The sequence below is a fragment of the Lacticaseibacillus baoqingensis genome (genome assembly GCF_003946165.1).
GTDB classification, from domain to species: domain Bacteria; phylum Bacillota; class Bacilli; order Lactobacillales; family Lactobacillaceae; genus Lacticaseibacillus; species Lacticaseibacillus baoqingensis.
The window spans coordinates 62,927-79,507 of sequence record NZ_RHOI01000008.1; the positions used below are offsets into that span (position 1 = coordinate 62,927).

Consider the following 16,581-nt stretch of genomic DNA (forward strand, 5'->3'; position numbering starts at 1 on the left):
CGGTCAAAAACCCCTTAACTGTCATGTTACTGATTGTCATCACCTATGAGTGTAGCAAAAAGCCCTCCACAACGCCATGATTCTGCGGTTATGATATAGTAAAGTTAACGTTTTAGGGGAACTGACCCTAAGCAATCTTGGAGGCCTTATGCGTATTTATCGCCCTTTGTCTCACCACGCATTAGCCGCGGCGTTTTTCCTGCCGATCCTGGTGATGGGGATTTATTTTATTGGACGCGGCGTTTATCCCTTCGGCAACAGCAGCTTGTTGACTGTGGACATGGGACAACAATATATCGATTTTTACAGCTATTTTAGACAAACCGTGCTCGGCCATCCTGGTCAATTGTTTTACGCCTTTAATAAAGACTTGGGCGGTGACATGTATGGGGTTTTTGCCTACTATTTGTTCAGCCCGTTTAATCTGATTGTCTGCCTGTTTCCTAAATCGCTGCTCGATGTGGCGATCGTCGTGATCACGCTGGCCAAGTACGCCTGTGCCAGTTTGGCAATGGCGTATTACTTGAAGCAGCACGGCTGGCAAGGCTTATGGCTGCCAGGGTGGGGATTGACCTATGCCTTGAGCGGTTGGATGTTAGCCAACCAATTGAACTTGATGTGGTTTGATGCGGTGATCTGTTTGCCGCTGATCGCCGCTGGCCTTGATCGCCTCAGCACCCATCGGCAACCCACCATGTTTATCACCTGGTTGACCGTCAGCATGATCACGAATTACTACATGGCTTACATGACCTGCTTGTTTGTATGCGGTTATTGGGGCTACGTTTTATGTCGCGATCAACATCATTGGCGCAGCGCTTGGCAAGTGAGTTGGCGTTTTGTTTACGCCAGCCTGTTAGCGGCTGGCTCAGCTGCGGTCGTCTTGTTGCCCACGCTTTTTCAACTTACCCGCTCTAAAGGCACCTACACAGTCACCAAACTACATTGGCGCTTTGAATACTCGCCAGTCAAAATTATCGGGAAATTCTTCACCGGTGCTTTCAACTTTGATCAAATGCCTAATGGCCAGCCCAATCTTTTTGTCGGCAGTTTGGCTATGATCGGCGTGATCTTGTTTTTCTTACTCGCCAAGATTCCTTGGCGGGAACGGCTTTTTGCCGGTTTCTGGACGATTTTTTTGACGCTATCCATGATGGTAGAACCCCTCGATTTGCTCTGGCATGGTCTGCAATTTCCGGTGTGGTACCCTTATCGCTTCTCTTATGTCGTTTGTTTTTGGCTCTTAGTGTTAGCGACCAGAGCCTTGCTGCTGTTGCCTGAAGGCATCAACTGGTGGCAAATGTTCATTGCTTTAGGGTTGATCGTCGCTTGCGGCAGTTATGTCTGGTTACACTTAAAAAGCTTTAGCTACTTAAGCAACGGCCAGATCTTGACCACCTGCTTATTCGCTTTTTTTGCCCTGGTATTGTTGTCGATCCGCAGTGACGCACACCGCTTTACCCCATTACTATTCATGGTTTTACTGATCGCCGAAAGTGCCAGCAATGCTGTTTTGACCCTGAATCAGTTGAGCTACGTCAGCCATTTTGATTACCACACTTACACAGAAGCCTTACGCACTGGCGTCAACCAGATCCAAGCGCAACATACCGGCACTTATCGCATTGGCAAAACCGTATTGCGCACTAAAAATGATGCGATGCAAGTTGATTATCTCGGCACGGATCAGTTCAACTCAATGTTTGAACCCAGTGTGCCCAAACTTTTCGGTCAGCTGGGCCAAGCCGCTGGTGATGGGTTTGTGGCCTACACTAATGGCACTGAGATCACAGACGCCTTTTTAGATCTGAAATATTGGTTGGATCCTAAACTAACGACAAAACGCCATGTTTTCTTACCTCAAGTTTCAGCCAGACCGGACTTGCAGCGCTACGGCCAAAGCGGTGAAACGGCAGACTTCAATGTGTACACCAATCCATATGCGTTAGGCCTTGGCTTTGCCGCCGACCAGGCGATCTTAAAAACGAATTTCATCGATGGGATGCCCGTAGTTAATCAAGAACTCTTATTATGCGGACTGACTGGGGATGATTTCCAAACCCTATTTGCTAAAGAGAGCTTAACGCCGCCAACCCTAAAAGAGGCCAGGTGGAATGGGGCTGTGGTCAAAAAAAAGGGTAGCGGCTTGGCAACTGTGACTTATACGTTTACAGCCAATACCACCGACCCCTATTACTTACAAATTCCTGCCACGTTTACTGACAATGTCGTGTCATTGACTCAAAATGGCCGCAATGTGCCAATTTACGACACGTTCCGGGACCCGCTGCTGTTGAATGTGACCCCAACGTCCCCACACGAAAAGCAGACCTTGACTTTCACCTTGTTGAAAGATTCTGCTGATTTCGGCCAGCTCTTGTTGTATCGACTGAATCAAGCTGCCGTCAGTGCCAAGCTGACTCAGCTCAAACAATCGCCGTTGCACATCAAGGAGCGCACCGATCGCAGTTTGACTGGCAGCATCTCAATTGAAGCACCCCATCAAGTGTTGATGACCAGCATCCCCAATGTGGCTGGCTGGACGGTTAGTGTCGATGGCCACCCTGTGAAACCGAAAACCGCACTAGGACTATTTATGGCTTTACCGTTAAAACGCGGCCAACACACGCTTTCCATGCGCTACACCCCGCCTTTTTTGTGGTGGGGCTTGTTGATCACCCTGATCAGTATCTGCTTACGCCTATTGTGGTGGGTGTTGACCCCAACCGGCCGCCACAGCCGCCGGCACGCTTGATCAACCAAAAAGTCGCCTGACCGATATCCCAACCCAAAAATAAGCCGTGCACCGATCCAGATCCGGTCACACGGCTTATTTGTATGGTTTCAGTCAATCAGAATTTCACCGCTCATCACGGCTGGCCGAGCAGTTTGCGGCAGTCACGCTTGATCATCTTTGACCAAGTCATGCTTAAACGCATAGATCGCCGCTTGGGTGCGATCTTCTACTTCTAATTTTGCCAAAATATTCGACACATGGGTCTTAACGGTTTTTAGCGTGATAAAGAGTGCCGTCGCGATTTCTTGATTGGATTTGCCTTGCGCGATCAGTTGCAATACCTCCCGCTCACGATTGGTCAAATCATCATACAATGCCGGCTGCTGCTTTTGCGTTAGCCGATTCATCATCTTGGTCGTCACCTGAGGTTCCAAGACGGATTCCCCTTTAGCGGTTTGCCGAATCGCATTGGCGATTTCTTCTGCGGTAGCAGTTTTCAATATGTATGACGCTGCCCCGGCTTCGATGGCAGGATAGACCTTCTCATCATCGATAAAGCTTGTCAGGATAATGATACGTGCTTTTGGCCAGGCCTTCAAAATACGTTTTGTCGATTCGATGCCATCCATATTCGGCATGACCAGATCCATCAAGATCACATCAGGCCGCAATGCCAAAGCCATATCCAACCCTTGTTGCCCATCTGTGGCCTGAGCGACCACTTCAAGATCTGGCTGGACGCCAAGGTAAGTGGAGATCCCTAACCGTACCATTTCATGATCGTCTACAATCAATACCTTAATCATCTGCAACTTCCTTTGTTATTGGAACACGCACTTCCACACTCGTCCCTTGATTTGGAAAACTGATCACCTTTGCCGTGCCGCCCAAACTGGCTGCTCGCTCTTGGATATTTGACAACCCATAACTGCCTGTGGTGTTTTCTGTTTGCGGGTCAAAACCGACGCCATCGTCGATCACACGCAAGACGACGTGATTCGCCACCGGCTTCAAATACACTTCAAGACTGTGCGCCTTGGCATGGCGCAAGGTGTTGGACAATAATTCTTGAACGATCCGAAACAAATTATCTTCGATCGCCGCACCCAGCTGAACATCTGCCAACTCCCAAGAGATCTCGATCTTGATCTTAGTTTGCAACTCTTGCAATAGTGCGATGATCCCATCGCGTAACGACTTTCCTTCAAGCGTCGTCGGCCGCAGATGCAACAAAAGCGCCCGCATCTCAGCTTGTGCCTCATTGATCACGCCTTCGATCGTGGTCAATTGCTTGAGTTGCGGATCGTCAGGAGACTGTTGACTCATCACACTGCGCAAAGCCGATAGCATCATCATCGCGGCAAACAACTGCTGGGAGACAGAATCATGTAATTCACGCGCCAAGCGATGCCGCTCTTGCGTCAAAATTTCTTCTTTCGTTTCGCCAGCGACTAGTACCGGCGTGTTACTGTACCGTTCGATCTCACGTTGTAAGCGTATCATTTTTTGGCGCAAGGCTTCAAGCATATCCGCAACATCTGCACCTAAAAGTGTGGTTGCTTGTCCTTGCCGAGCTAAGATCGGCGCCTCCATTTGACCAGCAGTCAAGGCAGCCAAGCGTTTGGTCAACTGATTGTGCTGCCGTCGAGCAACGCCATAACTCATGATCGTCGCGACACCGGCAATGACGATCGCCCCACCGATCAAATAAGTCACTAATGGCGCAGAAAACACAGTTGCCAACAACGTCTCCCCAAAATGACGCTTAGTGGGATAGTTGACCATGAACACGAGTCCGCTTTCTAATAACCCCACTAAGCCAAACAAGCAAAAAAACTGCCATGCCACTCGCTGACCTTTGATCATACCGCCAACACCTCCACATCACCGACCACAACATTCGTCAAGAGATGGATCCGGCGGGTCGCAGTGTCGTATTCGTCGCTATAATAGGTGATATGTTCGTTTCTCAAGGGAAGTTCTTGACCGTTGACGCTTAAGGTCCCGATCACAGCGGCATGATCGATCGCGATCCCCACCCCGACAGGCACCAACACGCGGGTCTTGCCAAGGCCTTTGCGGATCACGACAGTATTGTCACCTTTGGGCAAGAGCGTATTGCCCAAATCGATAATGGTATCTCCGGCAGCCACGATCATGTTGATATCATCCCATTCAAATTGGGTCTGGCCGACTGTCGAGTCGCCAAACCAAGGTTGGTGATGTTGTTGTCCCGCTTTTTTCCCTGGTTCACGCGTCGTCACCGCAATGAAGTGCTTCCGCGCCCAAGGACCTACTCGACTCGACTTGCCAGTAAACAAGTGCATTCCGGCAAGCACTGCCAGAAAAAGCATGATCCACACCGTGGGATTAACGAAAACGGAGATCACGATCAAGAGACTGCCAAACGTCAGCCACAGTGTCTTCCAAAAATGCACGTGTGCGCCTAAAATCAACGCCAACACGCCACTGACCACACCGACCAGCAATGGCGGGCTCGTCACGATCTGATAACACAATAACAATAGTAACGCTGCTTCCACAAGCCAAAAGCACTGCCAACGTCGCGTCATGCGTTTCTCCTTTGATTTTATTCTGTGGTTATTATACCTTATCCGAGAATCTTTGCCGTGGGGCGCAAGACTGATATCCTGCACTGATGATTTTCAAGCCATACCAACACCCGCTCAACGCCTCGATGACGTTTTGACCACAAAAAAAGTTAGGTCATTTTATGACCTAACTGCTTGATCCGCCAACTTGCCGGCAGCTGTGTTAGCTTAATCGCGTGATCAGCCTGCGACCTTAACGATCTTGACTTTCATTTCGCCTCCAGGCGTACTGATCGCCACTTCATCACCGACTTTTTTGCCGATCAAGCCTTGCGCGATCGGTGAGTCATTGGAGATCTTGCCGTTAAACGCGTCTGCTTCGGCCGCGCCAACGATTTCATAGGTCTCTTCTTCATCGTCACCCACCTCAACGAAAGTCACCTTTTTACCTAATGAGACTTCATCAGGCGCAACTGCATTCGAATCAATGATCTGTGCATACCGCAACTGAGTTTCGATCGTCACGATCCGAGTTTCCAATTGGGATTGTTCATCCTTGGCACTTTCATATTCGGAGTTTTCTGATAAGTCACCGAAGCCGCGCGCGATCTTGATTCGCTCAATCACTTCTGGGCGTTTAACTGTTTTCAAATTTTCTAGTTCTTCTTCAAGCTTTTGCTTCCCCGCTGCTGTCATCGGGTATACTTTTTCTGCCATACGATTCCCTCAATTCCATGATTTAGATACCACTTCAAAATATGATGTTAAGAAGATACATCGCACTTGTCAACATTTTTCACGATTACTGACTGCGCGCTTGGATGATCATTTGTAATTTAGTACTCAATAAGTCAACTGCGACCCGGTTTTGACCGCCTTCCGGAATAATGATATCCGCATACCGCTTCGTCGGTGCAATGAACGCATGATAAGCTGGTTTGACTGTTGCTAAATATTGTGCGATCACTGATTCTAAACTGCGCCCCCGCGTGGCAATATCTCGCTGGATCCGTCTTAAGACGCGCACATCTGCATCGGTATCGACAAACACCTTGATATCCATCAACTGGCGCAGTGCAGGATCTGCCAAAACCAAGATTCCTTCAACAATGATCACAGTTTTTGAAGCCACTGCCACCACCGCATCAGTACGATTGTGCTGTTGATAGTCATACACCGGGCGCTGGATCGTTTTGCCTGCGATCAAGGCCTTTAATTGTTGGACCAGCAAGTCGTCATCAAATGCATCAGGATGATCATAATTGATCTTTTCCCGTTGCGCAAACGGCAGCGCACTGTGCTTGTAATAATTATCCTGTTGCAACAACACTGATTGGCTGGCAAACTGGCGGCACAACGCTTTAGCAACGCTAGTCTTGCCACTAGCAGAACCGCCAGTGATGCCGATCACGATGGGTTTTGCGCTCACGATCTGCCTCTTTTCGTTGCGCCGAATCAGTTCAGCCAATGCTTGCTGAGAACTAGTTGCCATTGTCCGAAGCAAACTGAGCCGTATTTTGCTCATGTTGTGCCAGCGTCGTCGCATACAAGATCTCGCCGGTCTTGAGGTTGGCAACAAAATAGAGATAACCCTTGTCGCGATCTTTAGGACTCAAGACTGCACGGATCGCAGTCTCGCTTGGTGAATTGAACGGCCCAGGGCCATATCCAGTATGCACATAAAGGTTATACGGTGAGTCTACACTGGTGTCTTTATTCGTCAAGTGCGTCTTATGCGTATTTAACGCATACATCACAGAAATATCAGACTGCAGCGGCATCCCCGTTGCGATCCGGTTAAAGAAGACTCCTGCGATTGTCCGCCGATCTGTGGCTGCGACCCCTTCACGTTCGACCAAACTTGCCAGTGTCATCACTTCTTGGACTGAGTACCCTTGCCTGGCGATACTGCCATAATAGTTTTGCATGACACTATCGGTTTTGCCAACCATTTCAGTGATCAAGGCTTTCAAGCTTTCCCCTTTGGTCACTGTATACGTGGCAGGGAAGAGATACCCTTCTAAGCGATAACGAACGCCTTTGGCCGCTTTGGCACTCTTCAACAACCGCGGGTACTGCTTTTCCAATTGGTTGAAGAAGTTTTCGTCTTTCAATAGTTTGATAAAGTTAGCTTTCGTGTATTGCGGGTCTTTCGTTTTTAATTTGTCCACGGCATCCGCCACTGTGTCAGCAGTCACCCCTTCTTTAACCAAAACGCTGCCTGCAGAATCACTCGCAGCACTGCCGCCACGCAACACGCGAATGATCGCCGGCAATGATTCTGCCTTGGTCAGGGTATAATCGCCAGCTTGAAAGTTGCTGACATTATGAAACTTGACGTAATAATTGAACACCAAGGCACTTTTGATCAACCCTTTATTTTCCAAGCGGGTCCCGATCATCTTAGTGGTCGCACCACTGGGGATCGTTACAGTCAATGACTGATTATCCTTAGCATCAACAGCACCTAATGCATGGTGAACGTAACGATAGCCCATGAAGGCAATAATCACCAATACCGTGATCACGATTCCAACCACCCAAGCAACGATATGATTGACTGCTTGCGTTTCCGCTGTATGTAGGGCTTTTTTGCGTGAATCTAACTTACTCAACGTTTTCCTCCTGATGACACATACTGCCATAAGTATACAAAAACCTGCCGCAAAAAGCGACAGGTTCATGATTATCGGATCGCAGCTCCGAGTTGCTCTTCCAAAGCCGTCGTGACCTTGGCAAAAGCGGTATTCACTTCGTCTTCAGTCAAGGTCTGATCATCGCGGCGATAAGTCAGTGTATAAGCCAAACTCTTTTGATGATTGGCAATGTTTTTGCCGGAATAAACATCAAACAGCGTCACATCTCTCAGGTACTTGCCGCCATTAGCCGTGATCACCGATTCGATCGCGGCATTTTCAACAGATTGTGCCACTAAGATCGCGATATCACGCGTCATTGATGGGAACTTCGGCGCAGGCTTGGCTGCCATTTGTGTCCGCGGCGCCTGCATCAACGCCTCTAGGTCTAATTCAAAAACATACGTTTGCGCCAAACCGGCAGCGTGTTCATAAGCCGGATGCAACCGGCCGATCAACCCAACCGTTTGTGCCCCTAACATGATTTTTGCACTTTGTCCTGGATGCAATTCGCGACTGTCACGCAAGGCTTCGTAACGTACCGGCGTGGCCAAGCGATAATCTCCCAACAGCTGTTCGACGATGCCTTTGACATAATAAAAATCAACTGGGTGTGCGGCTTGATGCCAATTTTTATTCGTGATATTACCGGTCAGCAAGCCGGCAACATATTCTTTTTCTTCTGGCCGCTGATGGCCTTGAGTCCGTGGGAACACCCGCCCTTGTTCGTAAATCGCCAGATCGGTTTGCTTGCGGGCAACATTATACTTTTCCGCGTTGATCAAACCGGCGACCAAGTTTTCCCGCAGCTTCGCATGATCTTGCGTCATTGGGAATGCGACTTGAGTACCGGCTGCAGGTGCTAAGGCAAACTGACTCGCCTCATCTACGCTAGTCAAGCTGTATGTGATCACTTGACTTAAGCCTAACCCTTCTAAGATCTTGCGAGTGCGGCGCAACCGCTTTTGCTTCGGGGTGAATTGCCCGATCGTCATGGTCGTGGTTGGCAAGGTGCTGGGTAAATTATCAAAACCATATAACCGCGCGACTTCTTCGATCAAATCAGAATCAATACTGATATCCCAACGCCGAGGCGGTACTGACACGCTAAATTCGCCATCATGCTGCTTGACCCCAAATCCCAATTGATCAAACAACTTCGTCACGGTTTCGCTGCTCAATTGCGTCCCTAAGACATGGTTGATCCGCGCCAATGTAATGTCCACCACCACCGGTTCTGGTTTGATCGCCGTAGCAGAAAGATGGCCTTTGGCAACTGTTCCATCCCCTAATTCAGCCATTAATCGTGCCGCTTCATCCAAAGCCAAATTGATGCTGGCCACATCGATCCCTTTTTCAAAACGCGATGAGGCTTGCGAGCGCAAATTATATTTTAAGGCGGTCTTGCGAATATTGACCGGTGCAAATTTGGCCGCTTCAATGACCACATTGACGGTGTCGTCAGTGATCTCAGAATTCAAGCCGCCCATCACACCTGCCAACGCAACTGGCTTAGTCCCATCGGTGATGACAATGTCTTCAGGATCCAGTTCGTGGTCGTTGCCGTCAAGTGTGGTGAGATGTTCCTTAGCCTGGGCGCGCCGCACGACGATTTGCTTATTAGCCAACTTATCATAGTCAAATGCGTGCAATGGCTGACCATAGCCCAACATGATTAAGTTGGTCACATCCACGATATTGTTGATTGGCCGCACACCGGCATTCCAAAGCCGGCGTTGGAGCCATAAAGGACTATCTTGGATCTTGACGCCTTCAACAACGCGCATCTGATAACTGGGCGCGTCAGCCGGATCTGTCACTGTCGCAGTCAGTAATTCCTCGATTGGAGTATCCCCTTCTATAACCGGACGATTTTCAAAGTGCGGACGATTGCCATAGGTCGCTCCCACTTCCCACGCCACACCGCGCATACCCAAGGCGTCTGCGCGATTCGGGGTGATCTCAAAGTCCAAGACCGCATCATGCATGCCCAAAGCTTGCAGCGCGTCGCTGCCTGGGGTCAATGTGTCGTTAAAAACGTAAATGCCGTCAGCATAAGCCTTAGGAGCGACAGAATCCGAAAAGCCCAGTTCTTGCAGGGCACAGATCATCCCATCGGATACTTCACCACGCATTTTGCTGCGCTTGATCTTGACGTTGTCGCCGATCCGCGCACCAGGCAAGGCCACGATCACGGTTTGCCCGGCAGCAATATTGGGCGCCCCGCAAACGATCTGGCGTAATTCATCATCTCCCGTGTCTACTTGGGCAATGTGCAAGTGATCTGAATCGGGGTGATCAGTCAAGCTGACGACTTTCCCGACCACGATCTTTTTTAAGCCAGCGTCCAGATGCGTGACACTGTCAACTTCGATCCCAGTGCGAGAAACCTTCTCACCTAATTCATCTGCATCAACAGGCACGTCGACCAGCTCTTTTAACCATTCGTATGAAACATCCATGTTTGTTAACCCTCCTGTTGGAACTGGGACAAGAAGCGCTGGTCCCCTTGATAAAAACTGCGAATGTCATCGATGCCATACTTCAACATGGCAAACCGATCTGGGCCTAAGCCAAAGGCAAAACCGCCATAGACATGAGCATCCACCCCTGCAGCCGTCAAGACATTGGGATGTACCATGCCCGCACCGAGCACTTCGATCCAACCAGAATACTTGCAGATCGCACACCCGGCACCGTTGCAGCGGAAACATGAGACATCCACTTCAACGGATGGTTCCGTAAACGGAAAGAAACTTGGCCGCAACCGGATCTTCCGGTCGGCGCCAAAGACATGCTGGGCTAATGCCAACAGGGTACCTTTTAAATCAGCCATTGTAATGTGCTTGTCAATGACCAAGCCTTCAACTTGATGAAATTGGTGTGAATGCGTGGCATCATCAGTATCCCGACGGTAAACCCGCCCTGGGGAGATCATTTTTAAGGGGCCTTTAGAAAAGTCATGCACTTCCAGCGTCCGTGCTTGCACAGGACTGGTTTGTGACCGCATCAACAGCTGATCATCAATATAAAAAGTATCCTGCATATCACGTGCTGGGTGGTTCTTGGGGATGTTCAACATTTCAAAATTGTAATGATCTTCTTCAACTTCCGGCCCATCGATTACTTGATAGCCTTGGCCAATAAAGAATTCTTCAATATCATCCATGATCTGCGCCAAAATATGAGGCGTCCCGGCTACGACGGCATCGCCAGGCAGCGTGACATCAAGCGTTTCTTCCGCCAGCTTTTGATTGATCACGGCTTGTTCAAGGTCATGCTTGCGTTCTTGAATGCTTGCTTGCAGATCATCTTTGATCTTGTTGGCAAACGCCCCGACTTTAGGCCGTTCATTTGCGTCAAGATCTTTCATCCCCCGCAAAACCTCAGTGATCGGTCCTTTTTTTCCTAACAACTCAACGCGGGTTTGATTCAATTGGTCAAGGTCTTTTAACGACTTGATCTTAGCTTGATTCTGTTCAAATAGTTCTTCCAATTTAGATTTGAGATCCATTTGGAATCCTCCCTTTATGTGTCTCTCAATTCGGTGGCACAAAAAAAGCCCCATCCCTAAGAAGGGACGAAGCATCGCGGTACCACCCTTGTTCAATGCCATTAATGGCAAAACAACTCAACAACTTAACGGCAGTACCGGAGCGACCTGACGATCGTCTACTCAAAAAGTGAATACGAGCCTTGATCCTATCAGCACCTCTCAGTCGCTGAGTGCTGTTCCCTGACTAGTCCGCCGGCTTGCGCTTTTCTCAATGTATTTGATTTGTTTAGTTGCATTTAGGCTAGCAAAAAAATAACGGTTCGTCAAGGGCGAACCGCCCAATCGATTATTCACATTCTTGATCGGTCAACCATGCGTCACCCCAAGTGTGCGCTGCTGCCATCACTGGCGAAAGCGCTTCACCCTTTGATGTTAACACATATTCGATCAATGCAGAATCAGTATGCGTGCGCCGATCCACTAAACCTTCTGCCTCTAATTCTTTTAGCCGTTCAACTAAAACGCGGTCAGAACACTTTGTGATCGTACCGGCAATGTCTTTAAACCTCGATGGTCCATTTTGTAACAAGACTTCAAGGATCAGGCCGTTCCACTTTTTGCCTAAGATCTTAAAGGTCTGAGTAAATTTTGGACACAACGATAAACGTTCTTGGGTACAGTTGCTCGTTGCTACTACAGTCGCTGTCATATTAGTCACCTCATAAAGCCTCACTTACAATTATATAGTATTAGTATAACGCACTGGGTTCAAAATGCAACCGCAGCAGCCCCATCAAAAAAGCCCTGAGGCTTCCACCACAGGGCCAAAACTTCATGATCGTTCTAAGTGGTACCGAAATGGATGACGCACCTTTTGGAGCCACGGGACTAAAACTTCATCCATGGCGGCATAATCGTCAACTAAAGACACCACAAAACTTTCCTTATACTTCGGCAAAGCCGTGGTTGCGCCCCACATGTGCTTGACGATGATGTCTTTTTCCATTGGACTGAGATCCGTTAACTTCTCCGCGTTTCGCAATGCGATCCGCGGATGGATATAGGCATGCGTTCCCAGATCAAACTTGGTCACCCGCCAGTCATAATAGAACAGATCATGTAACAAACCTGCTCGAGCGAGTGCACGAACATTCAAATGCCACTTCTTACCTAGCAAATAGCTTTGGTAAGAGACGCTGATACAATGTTCCAAACGGTTGGAATAATGATGCTGGGTATAATCCGCCAGCTTTTGCACCGCTGGTTGTGCCAGCAAGTCGCCAACATAACCCAGATATTCCGCGTCGGTGGTCCAATCAAGCTTAGTGCTCATTCAAAGTCCCCTTCATATGCGGTTATCGTTCAACACACCTATATTATAACAGCCTCAAGTCCTTTTGCGCACCTGGTTTAAAGATTCTTAACTTGCTTGTAACCGTTCAGCAATTAGCTAAAGACTGACCACCAAAAGCGCTATCACTAATTTAAGCCGACAGCTTTAGGCGGGTTTTCAGGCGGTCAAGTGGAACATCACCACCGCAGCCGCGATCGCAACATTTAACGATTCAGCTTCGCCACGAATCGGGATGTACAAGTTGACATCCGTTTGATGCAAAAGTTCCTGAGACATCCCATTGCCTTCGTTGCCGACGATCAAGCCAAAATGCCGAGTCGGTTGCACGTCTCGATAGGATTTGGCATTCACATTTAATTCTGTCCCGTACACAGGGACTTGGGCGGCTTGTAATTGTGCGATCACAGGGGCCAGTGCCGTAGTGGTGATGTTAACGTGAAATTGGCTGCCTTGCATCGCGCGCAAGACTTTGGGATTAAACGCATCTGCAGTCCCATCGCCAAAGATCACCTGCTGGATCCCAGCGGCATCGGCAGTCCGTACTAAGGTCCCAACATTACCTGGATCTTGGATCCCGTCTAACAACAAATATGACCCGCTCACCGCTTCTGGCAAAGTACCTGTGACCCGCGGCATTACCGCAAAGATCCCTTGCGGTGTTGGGGTTTCGCTCAAATGTTTAGCCACTTCCGGACTGATCTCTGTCAGCTGCTCATAATAAGGCCGTAACGCGCGCTCTTCCAAAAACTTATTGATCGCATAGATCCGCCGCGGCTGCTGTCCCGCTTTTAGGGCTTCTTCGACTAAGTGCCACCCTTCCAGCAAGTAGGCGTCTCCTTGTTTTTGATATTTCTTGACCGTCAATTTCTTCGCGGCTTTGATGTGTTCATTTTTTGGTGATGCAATGTATTCCATATTGTCCTCCTAAGGTTTCTTAACGAGTATAGCAGTCTTCGTGCGCAGACACCATCTCACAGCGTTGTGATAAAATATTTGTGGAGGTGTCATTCATGGTAGAAATTGCAAAATCAATGCGCGTCACCGGCCGCGTTCAAGGCGTTGGGTTTCGCTGGATGACAAAGATGGTCGCAGATAAATTACAGATCAAAGGCTATGTGCAAAATCGTTTTGACGGTTCTGTCTATATTGAAGCCAAAGGCGATGTTGTGGCGATGGCAAAATTCGCCGCTGCGATCAAAGCCAGTCCCACCCCGAGCGGGCGCGTCGCAACGTATGAAGAGCACGTCTTGACCAAGGACTTTCCATATGACGACTTTCGGGTTACCGGTTGAAAGCCGGTGTTCCTTCAAGTATAGTTATTTTCAGTATGAGATGAAGGGACAGACAACATGCATAGAATAAAAAAATGGGCCGCACTTGGCGGGGTCGCAAGCCTCGCAATCTTTTTAAGTGCGTGTCATAAGACCACAACACAGTTAAAACCGCCGACAGGATTCTTTGGCGTCTTTTACAACATCATTGGTAAGCCAATTCAGCACGTGATGGAATGGATCGCCGGTATGGTCGGCAACACCACCAACGGCTATGGCATCGCGATCCTGCTGATCACGTTAGTCGTCCGGTTGGTCTTGCTCCCGGCGATGCTGAATCAGCAGCGCAAAATGACCACTTCGCAAGAAAAGGCCAAGATTCTCAAGCCACAATTGGATATCATCCAAAAGCAAATGAAGAAACCAGGCTTGAGTCAAGACGAAACCATTCATCTGAATCAGTTGATGCAAGATGTCTACAAGAAAAATGGTACGAGTATGATCCCATCCATGGGTTGCTTGACCTTGCTGATCCAATTGCCGATTTTCTCTGGACTTTATCAAGCCGTTGCATATTCGCCAGAGATTTCCAAAAGTACCTTCTTCGGGATCCAGTTGGGCCATTCCAGCTTGATCATCACGATCAGTGCGACGATCTTGTATTTGATCCAAAGTTGGATCATGCTGCAAGGCGTTGCCCCTGAGCAGCGCAAGGCCATGCAAACAAGTGCCTTGATCTCACCGATCATGACATTTTGGTTCTGTCTGATGTACAACGCCGGCTTGGGACTTTACTTCTTAGCCGGTGGGGTGATCATCTTGATCCAACAAGTGATCGTGACCTACGTCATCACGCCAAACATTCGTCGCAAGATGGATGAAGATCTGGCAAAAAATCCCCCTGTGATTGTGGTCGATGAACATACCTTTGATCAGGCCGCACCGGCACCAACGCCAACCAACGCCCCGATCAATCCTGCTCGCCCAGGTGTGACCAAGCGCAACCGTAATGCCGGCAAGCAGCAACATCATAAAAAATAATCACTCGCAATCACCAAACATAATAAACGGTTCTGTTCACACCCAGCGGCTGTGCACAGAACCGTTTTTTTGACGTGTTCAGCCTGGTACGAAGGCACCCGAGCTTTGGATGATCATCGCTGTGAGTCGCAATTAGGCGACTTTGCAGTGCGAGTCCGCTTACCGCCACGATGACTTAAACGCGCACAAAAAAAGCACCCTGCAATGCAGGATACTTTTTCGGGGCAGTGTCTTAGTCCAAGATTTCGGAAACGACACCGGCACCAACAGTACGGCCACCTTCACGAACGGTGAACTTGGTACCTTTTTCGATCGCAACTGGGTTGATCAAATCAACTTCAAACGTCACGTTATCGCCAGGCATAACCATTTCTACGCCGTCTGGCAATTCGATGACACCAGTCACATCAGTGGTGTGGAAGTAGAATTGAGGACGATAGTTAGAGAAGAATGGTGTATGACGGCCACCTTCGTCCTTGGTCAAGATATAAACTTCACCCTTGAACTTGGAGTGTAATTGGATGGAACCTGGCTTTGCCAAAACTTGGCCACGTTCAACTTGATCGCGGTTAACCCCACGAAGCAAGACACCAACGTTATCGCCGGCTTCGCCAAGATCCAACGTCTTACGGAACATTTCCAGACCCGTAACAGTGGACTTGAGCACTTCAGGCTTCAAGCCGATGATTTCGACTTCGTCACCAATCTTAACCGTCCCACGGTCGATACGACCAGAGGCAACGGTACCACGACCAGTAATAGTGAAGACGTCTTCAACAGGCATCAAGAAAGGCTTGTCCGTATCACGTTCTGGGGTTGGGATATATTCGTCAACCGTGTCCATGAGTTCTTGGATAACTTTTTCTTGTTCTGGGTCGCCTTCAAGAGCCTTGAGAGCAGAACCGCGGATAACAGGAATATCGTCACCAGGGAAATCGTATTCGGACAAGAGTTCACGGACTTCCATTTCAACTAAGTCGATGAGTTCTTCATCGTCAACTAAATCAGTCTTGTTCAAGAAGACAACGATATAGTCAACACCAACCTGGCGAGCCAGGAGGATGTGTTCACGCGTCTGTGGCATTGGGCCGTCAGTAGCGGCAACAACCAAGATCGCACCATCCATCTGCGCAGCACCGGTAATCATGTTCTTAACGTAGTCCGCGTGCCCAGGGGCATCGATATGCGCATAGTGGCGCTTCTCGGTTTCGTATTCAACGTGGGCGGTGTTGATAGTGATACCACGTTCCTTTTCTTCTGGGGCAGCATCGATAGATGCATAGTCTTGCGCTTTAGCAAGGCCCTTTTCGGAAAGTACCTTGGTGATAGCCGCGGTCAGGGTAGTCTTACCGTGGTCAACGTGCCCGATCGTACCAATGTTTACGTGGGGCTTAGTGCGTTCATAGTGTTCTTTTTCAGCCATGAAAAAACGAACCTCCTGTATTTTTGTCGCAAAGATATGCATCGCAAAAGCCACGCAATCCTTTACGTTAT

Annotated in this window: 15 protein-coding genes; 3 read left to right on the forward strand and 12 right to left on the reverse strand. The window is 48.8% G+C overall.

Annotated features, from left to right (window positions below):
- The first annotated feature begins 148 nt into the window (after positions 1 to 148).
- The gene (locus tag EKM91_RS04920) at positions 149 to 2,755 is read left to right on the forward strand and encodes a YfhO family protein (protein ID WP_125750643.1); all 2,607 of its coding nucleotides are present in this window, start codon (positions 149 to 151) and stop codon (positions 2,753 to 2,755) included.
- A 143-nt stretch (positions 2,756 to 2,898) separates the two neighbouring features.
- On the opposite strand, the gene EKM91_RS04925 is transcribed toward EKM91_RS04920, so the two are convergent.
- The 11 genes from EKM91_RS04925 to EKM91_RS04975 form a co-directional block, all read right to left on the reverse strand.
- Positions 2,899 to 3,543, reverse strand: a complete 645-nt coding sequence (locus EKM91_RS04925; protein WP_125750646.1) for a response regulator — start codon at positions 3,541 to 3,543, stop codon at positions 2,899 to 2,901.
- The gene (locus tag EKM91_RS04930; protein ID WP_379896064.1) at positions 3,536 to 4,600 is read right to left on the reverse strand and encodes a sensor histidine kinase; all 1,065 of its coding nucleotides are present in this window, start codon (positions 4,598 to 4,600) and stop codon (positions 3,536 to 3,538) included. Before EKM91_RS04930 ends, EKM91_RS04925 begins: the two co-directional genes overlap by 8 nt.
- Positions 4,600 to 5,310, reverse strand: a complete 711-nt coding sequence (gene liaF / locus EKM91_RS04935; protein ID WP_125750649.1) for a cell wall-active antibiotics response protein LiaF — start codon at positions 5,308 to 5,310, stop codon at positions 4,600 to 4,602. The genes EKM91_RS04930 and liaF overlap by 1 nt, the downstream gene beginning before the upstream one ends.
- Before the next feature lie 219 nt (positions 5,311 to 5,529).
- Positions 5,530 to 6,006 (reverse strand): transcription elongation factor GreA, encoded by a 477-nt coding sequence (gene greA, locus EKM91_RS04940; protein WP_125750652.1) that lies wholly within the window; start codon positions 6,004 to 6,006, stop codon positions 5,530 to 5,532.
- Between the two features lie 85 nt (positions 6,007 to 6,091).
- On the reverse strand, positions 6,092 to 6,721 hold the full coding sequence (udk, locus tag EKM91_RS04945) for a uridine kinase (protein ID WP_164508461.1): 630 nt from the start codon (positions 6,719 to 6,721) through the stop codon (positions 6,092 to 6,094).
- A 49-nt stretch (positions 6,722 to 6,770) separates the two neighbouring features.
- Positions 6,771 to 7,934 carry an endolytic transglycosylase MltG gene (gene mltG / locus EKM91_RS04950; RefSeq protein WP_125750659.1) on the reverse strand — a complete coding sequence of 388 codons (1,164 nt, stop codon included), beginning with the start codon at positions 7,932 to 7,934 and terminating at the stop codon, positions 6,771 to 6,773.
- A 41-nt stretch (positions 7,935 to 7,975) separates the two neighbouring features.
- Positions 7,976 to 10,387 carry a phenylalanine--tRNA ligase subunit beta gene (pheT, locus tag EKM91_RS04955; protein ID WP_125750662.1) on the reverse strand — a complete coding sequence of 804 codons (2,412 nt, stop codon included), beginning with the start codon at positions 10,385 to 10,387 and terminating at the stop codon, positions 7,976 to 7,978.
- A 5-nt stretch (positions 10,388 to 10,392) separates the two neighbouring features.
- A complete protein-coding gene (pheS, locus tag EKM91_RS04960) occupies positions 10,393 to 11,439 on the reverse strand; it encodes a phenylalanine--tRNA ligase subunit alpha (RefSeq protein ID WP_125750665.1) in 1,047 nt (348 codons plus the stop codon).
- A 328-nt stretch (positions 11,440 to 11,767) separates the two neighbouring features.
- Positions 11,768 to 12,130: a winged helix-turn-helix transcriptional regulator gene (locus tag EKM91_RS04965; protein ID WP_125750667.1), complete on the reverse strand. Its 363-nt coding sequence runs from the start codon at positions 12,128 to 12,130 to the stop codon at positions 11,768 to 11,770.
- A gap of 123 nt (positions 12,131 to 12,253) precedes the next feature.
- On the reverse strand, positions 12,254 to 12,754 hold the full coding sequence (locus EKM91_RS04970) for an HD domain-containing protein (protein ID WP_125750670.1): 501 nt from the start codon (positions 12,752 to 12,754) through the stop codon (positions 12,254 to 12,256).
- Between the two features lie 177 nt (positions 12,755 to 12,931).
- Positions 12,932 to 13,690, reverse strand: coding sequence for a TrmH family RNA methyltransferase (locus tag EKM91_RS04975; protein ID WP_125750673.1), 759 nt, complete (start codon positions 13,688 to 13,690; stop codon positions 12,932 to 12,934).
- Positions 13,691 to 13,785: 95 nt separating this feature from the next.
- On the opposite strand from EKM91_RS04975, the gene EKM91_RS04980 reads away from it, so the two are divergent.
- Together EKM91_RS04980 and yidC are read left to right on the forward strand one after the other, a co-directional pair.
- Positions 13,786 to 14,067 carry an acylphosphatase gene (locus EKM91_RS04980; RefSeq protein ID WP_125750678.1) on the forward strand — a complete coding sequence of 94 codons (282 nt, stop codon included), beginning with the start codon at positions 13,786 to 13,788 and terminating at the stop codon, positions 14,065 to 14,067.
- Between the two features lie 57 nt (positions 14,068 to 14,124).
- Positions 14,125 to 15,087, forward strand: a complete 963-nt coding sequence (gene yidC / locus EKM91_RS04985; RefSeq protein ID WP_125750682.1) for a membrane protein insertase YidC — start codon at positions 14,125 to 14,127, stop codon at positions 15,085 to 15,087.
- A gap of 232 nt (positions 15,088 to 15,319) precedes the next feature.
- Here yidC and tuf read toward each other — a convergent pair whose 3' ends face one another.
- Positions 15,320 to 16,510 (reverse strand): elongation factor Tu, encoded by a 1,191-nt coding sequence (gene tuf, locus EKM91_RS04990; RefSeq protein WP_125750685.1) that lies wholly within the window; start codon positions 16,508 to 16,510, stop codon positions 15,320 to 15,322.
- Positions 16,511 to 16,581: the final 71 nt, after the last annotated feature.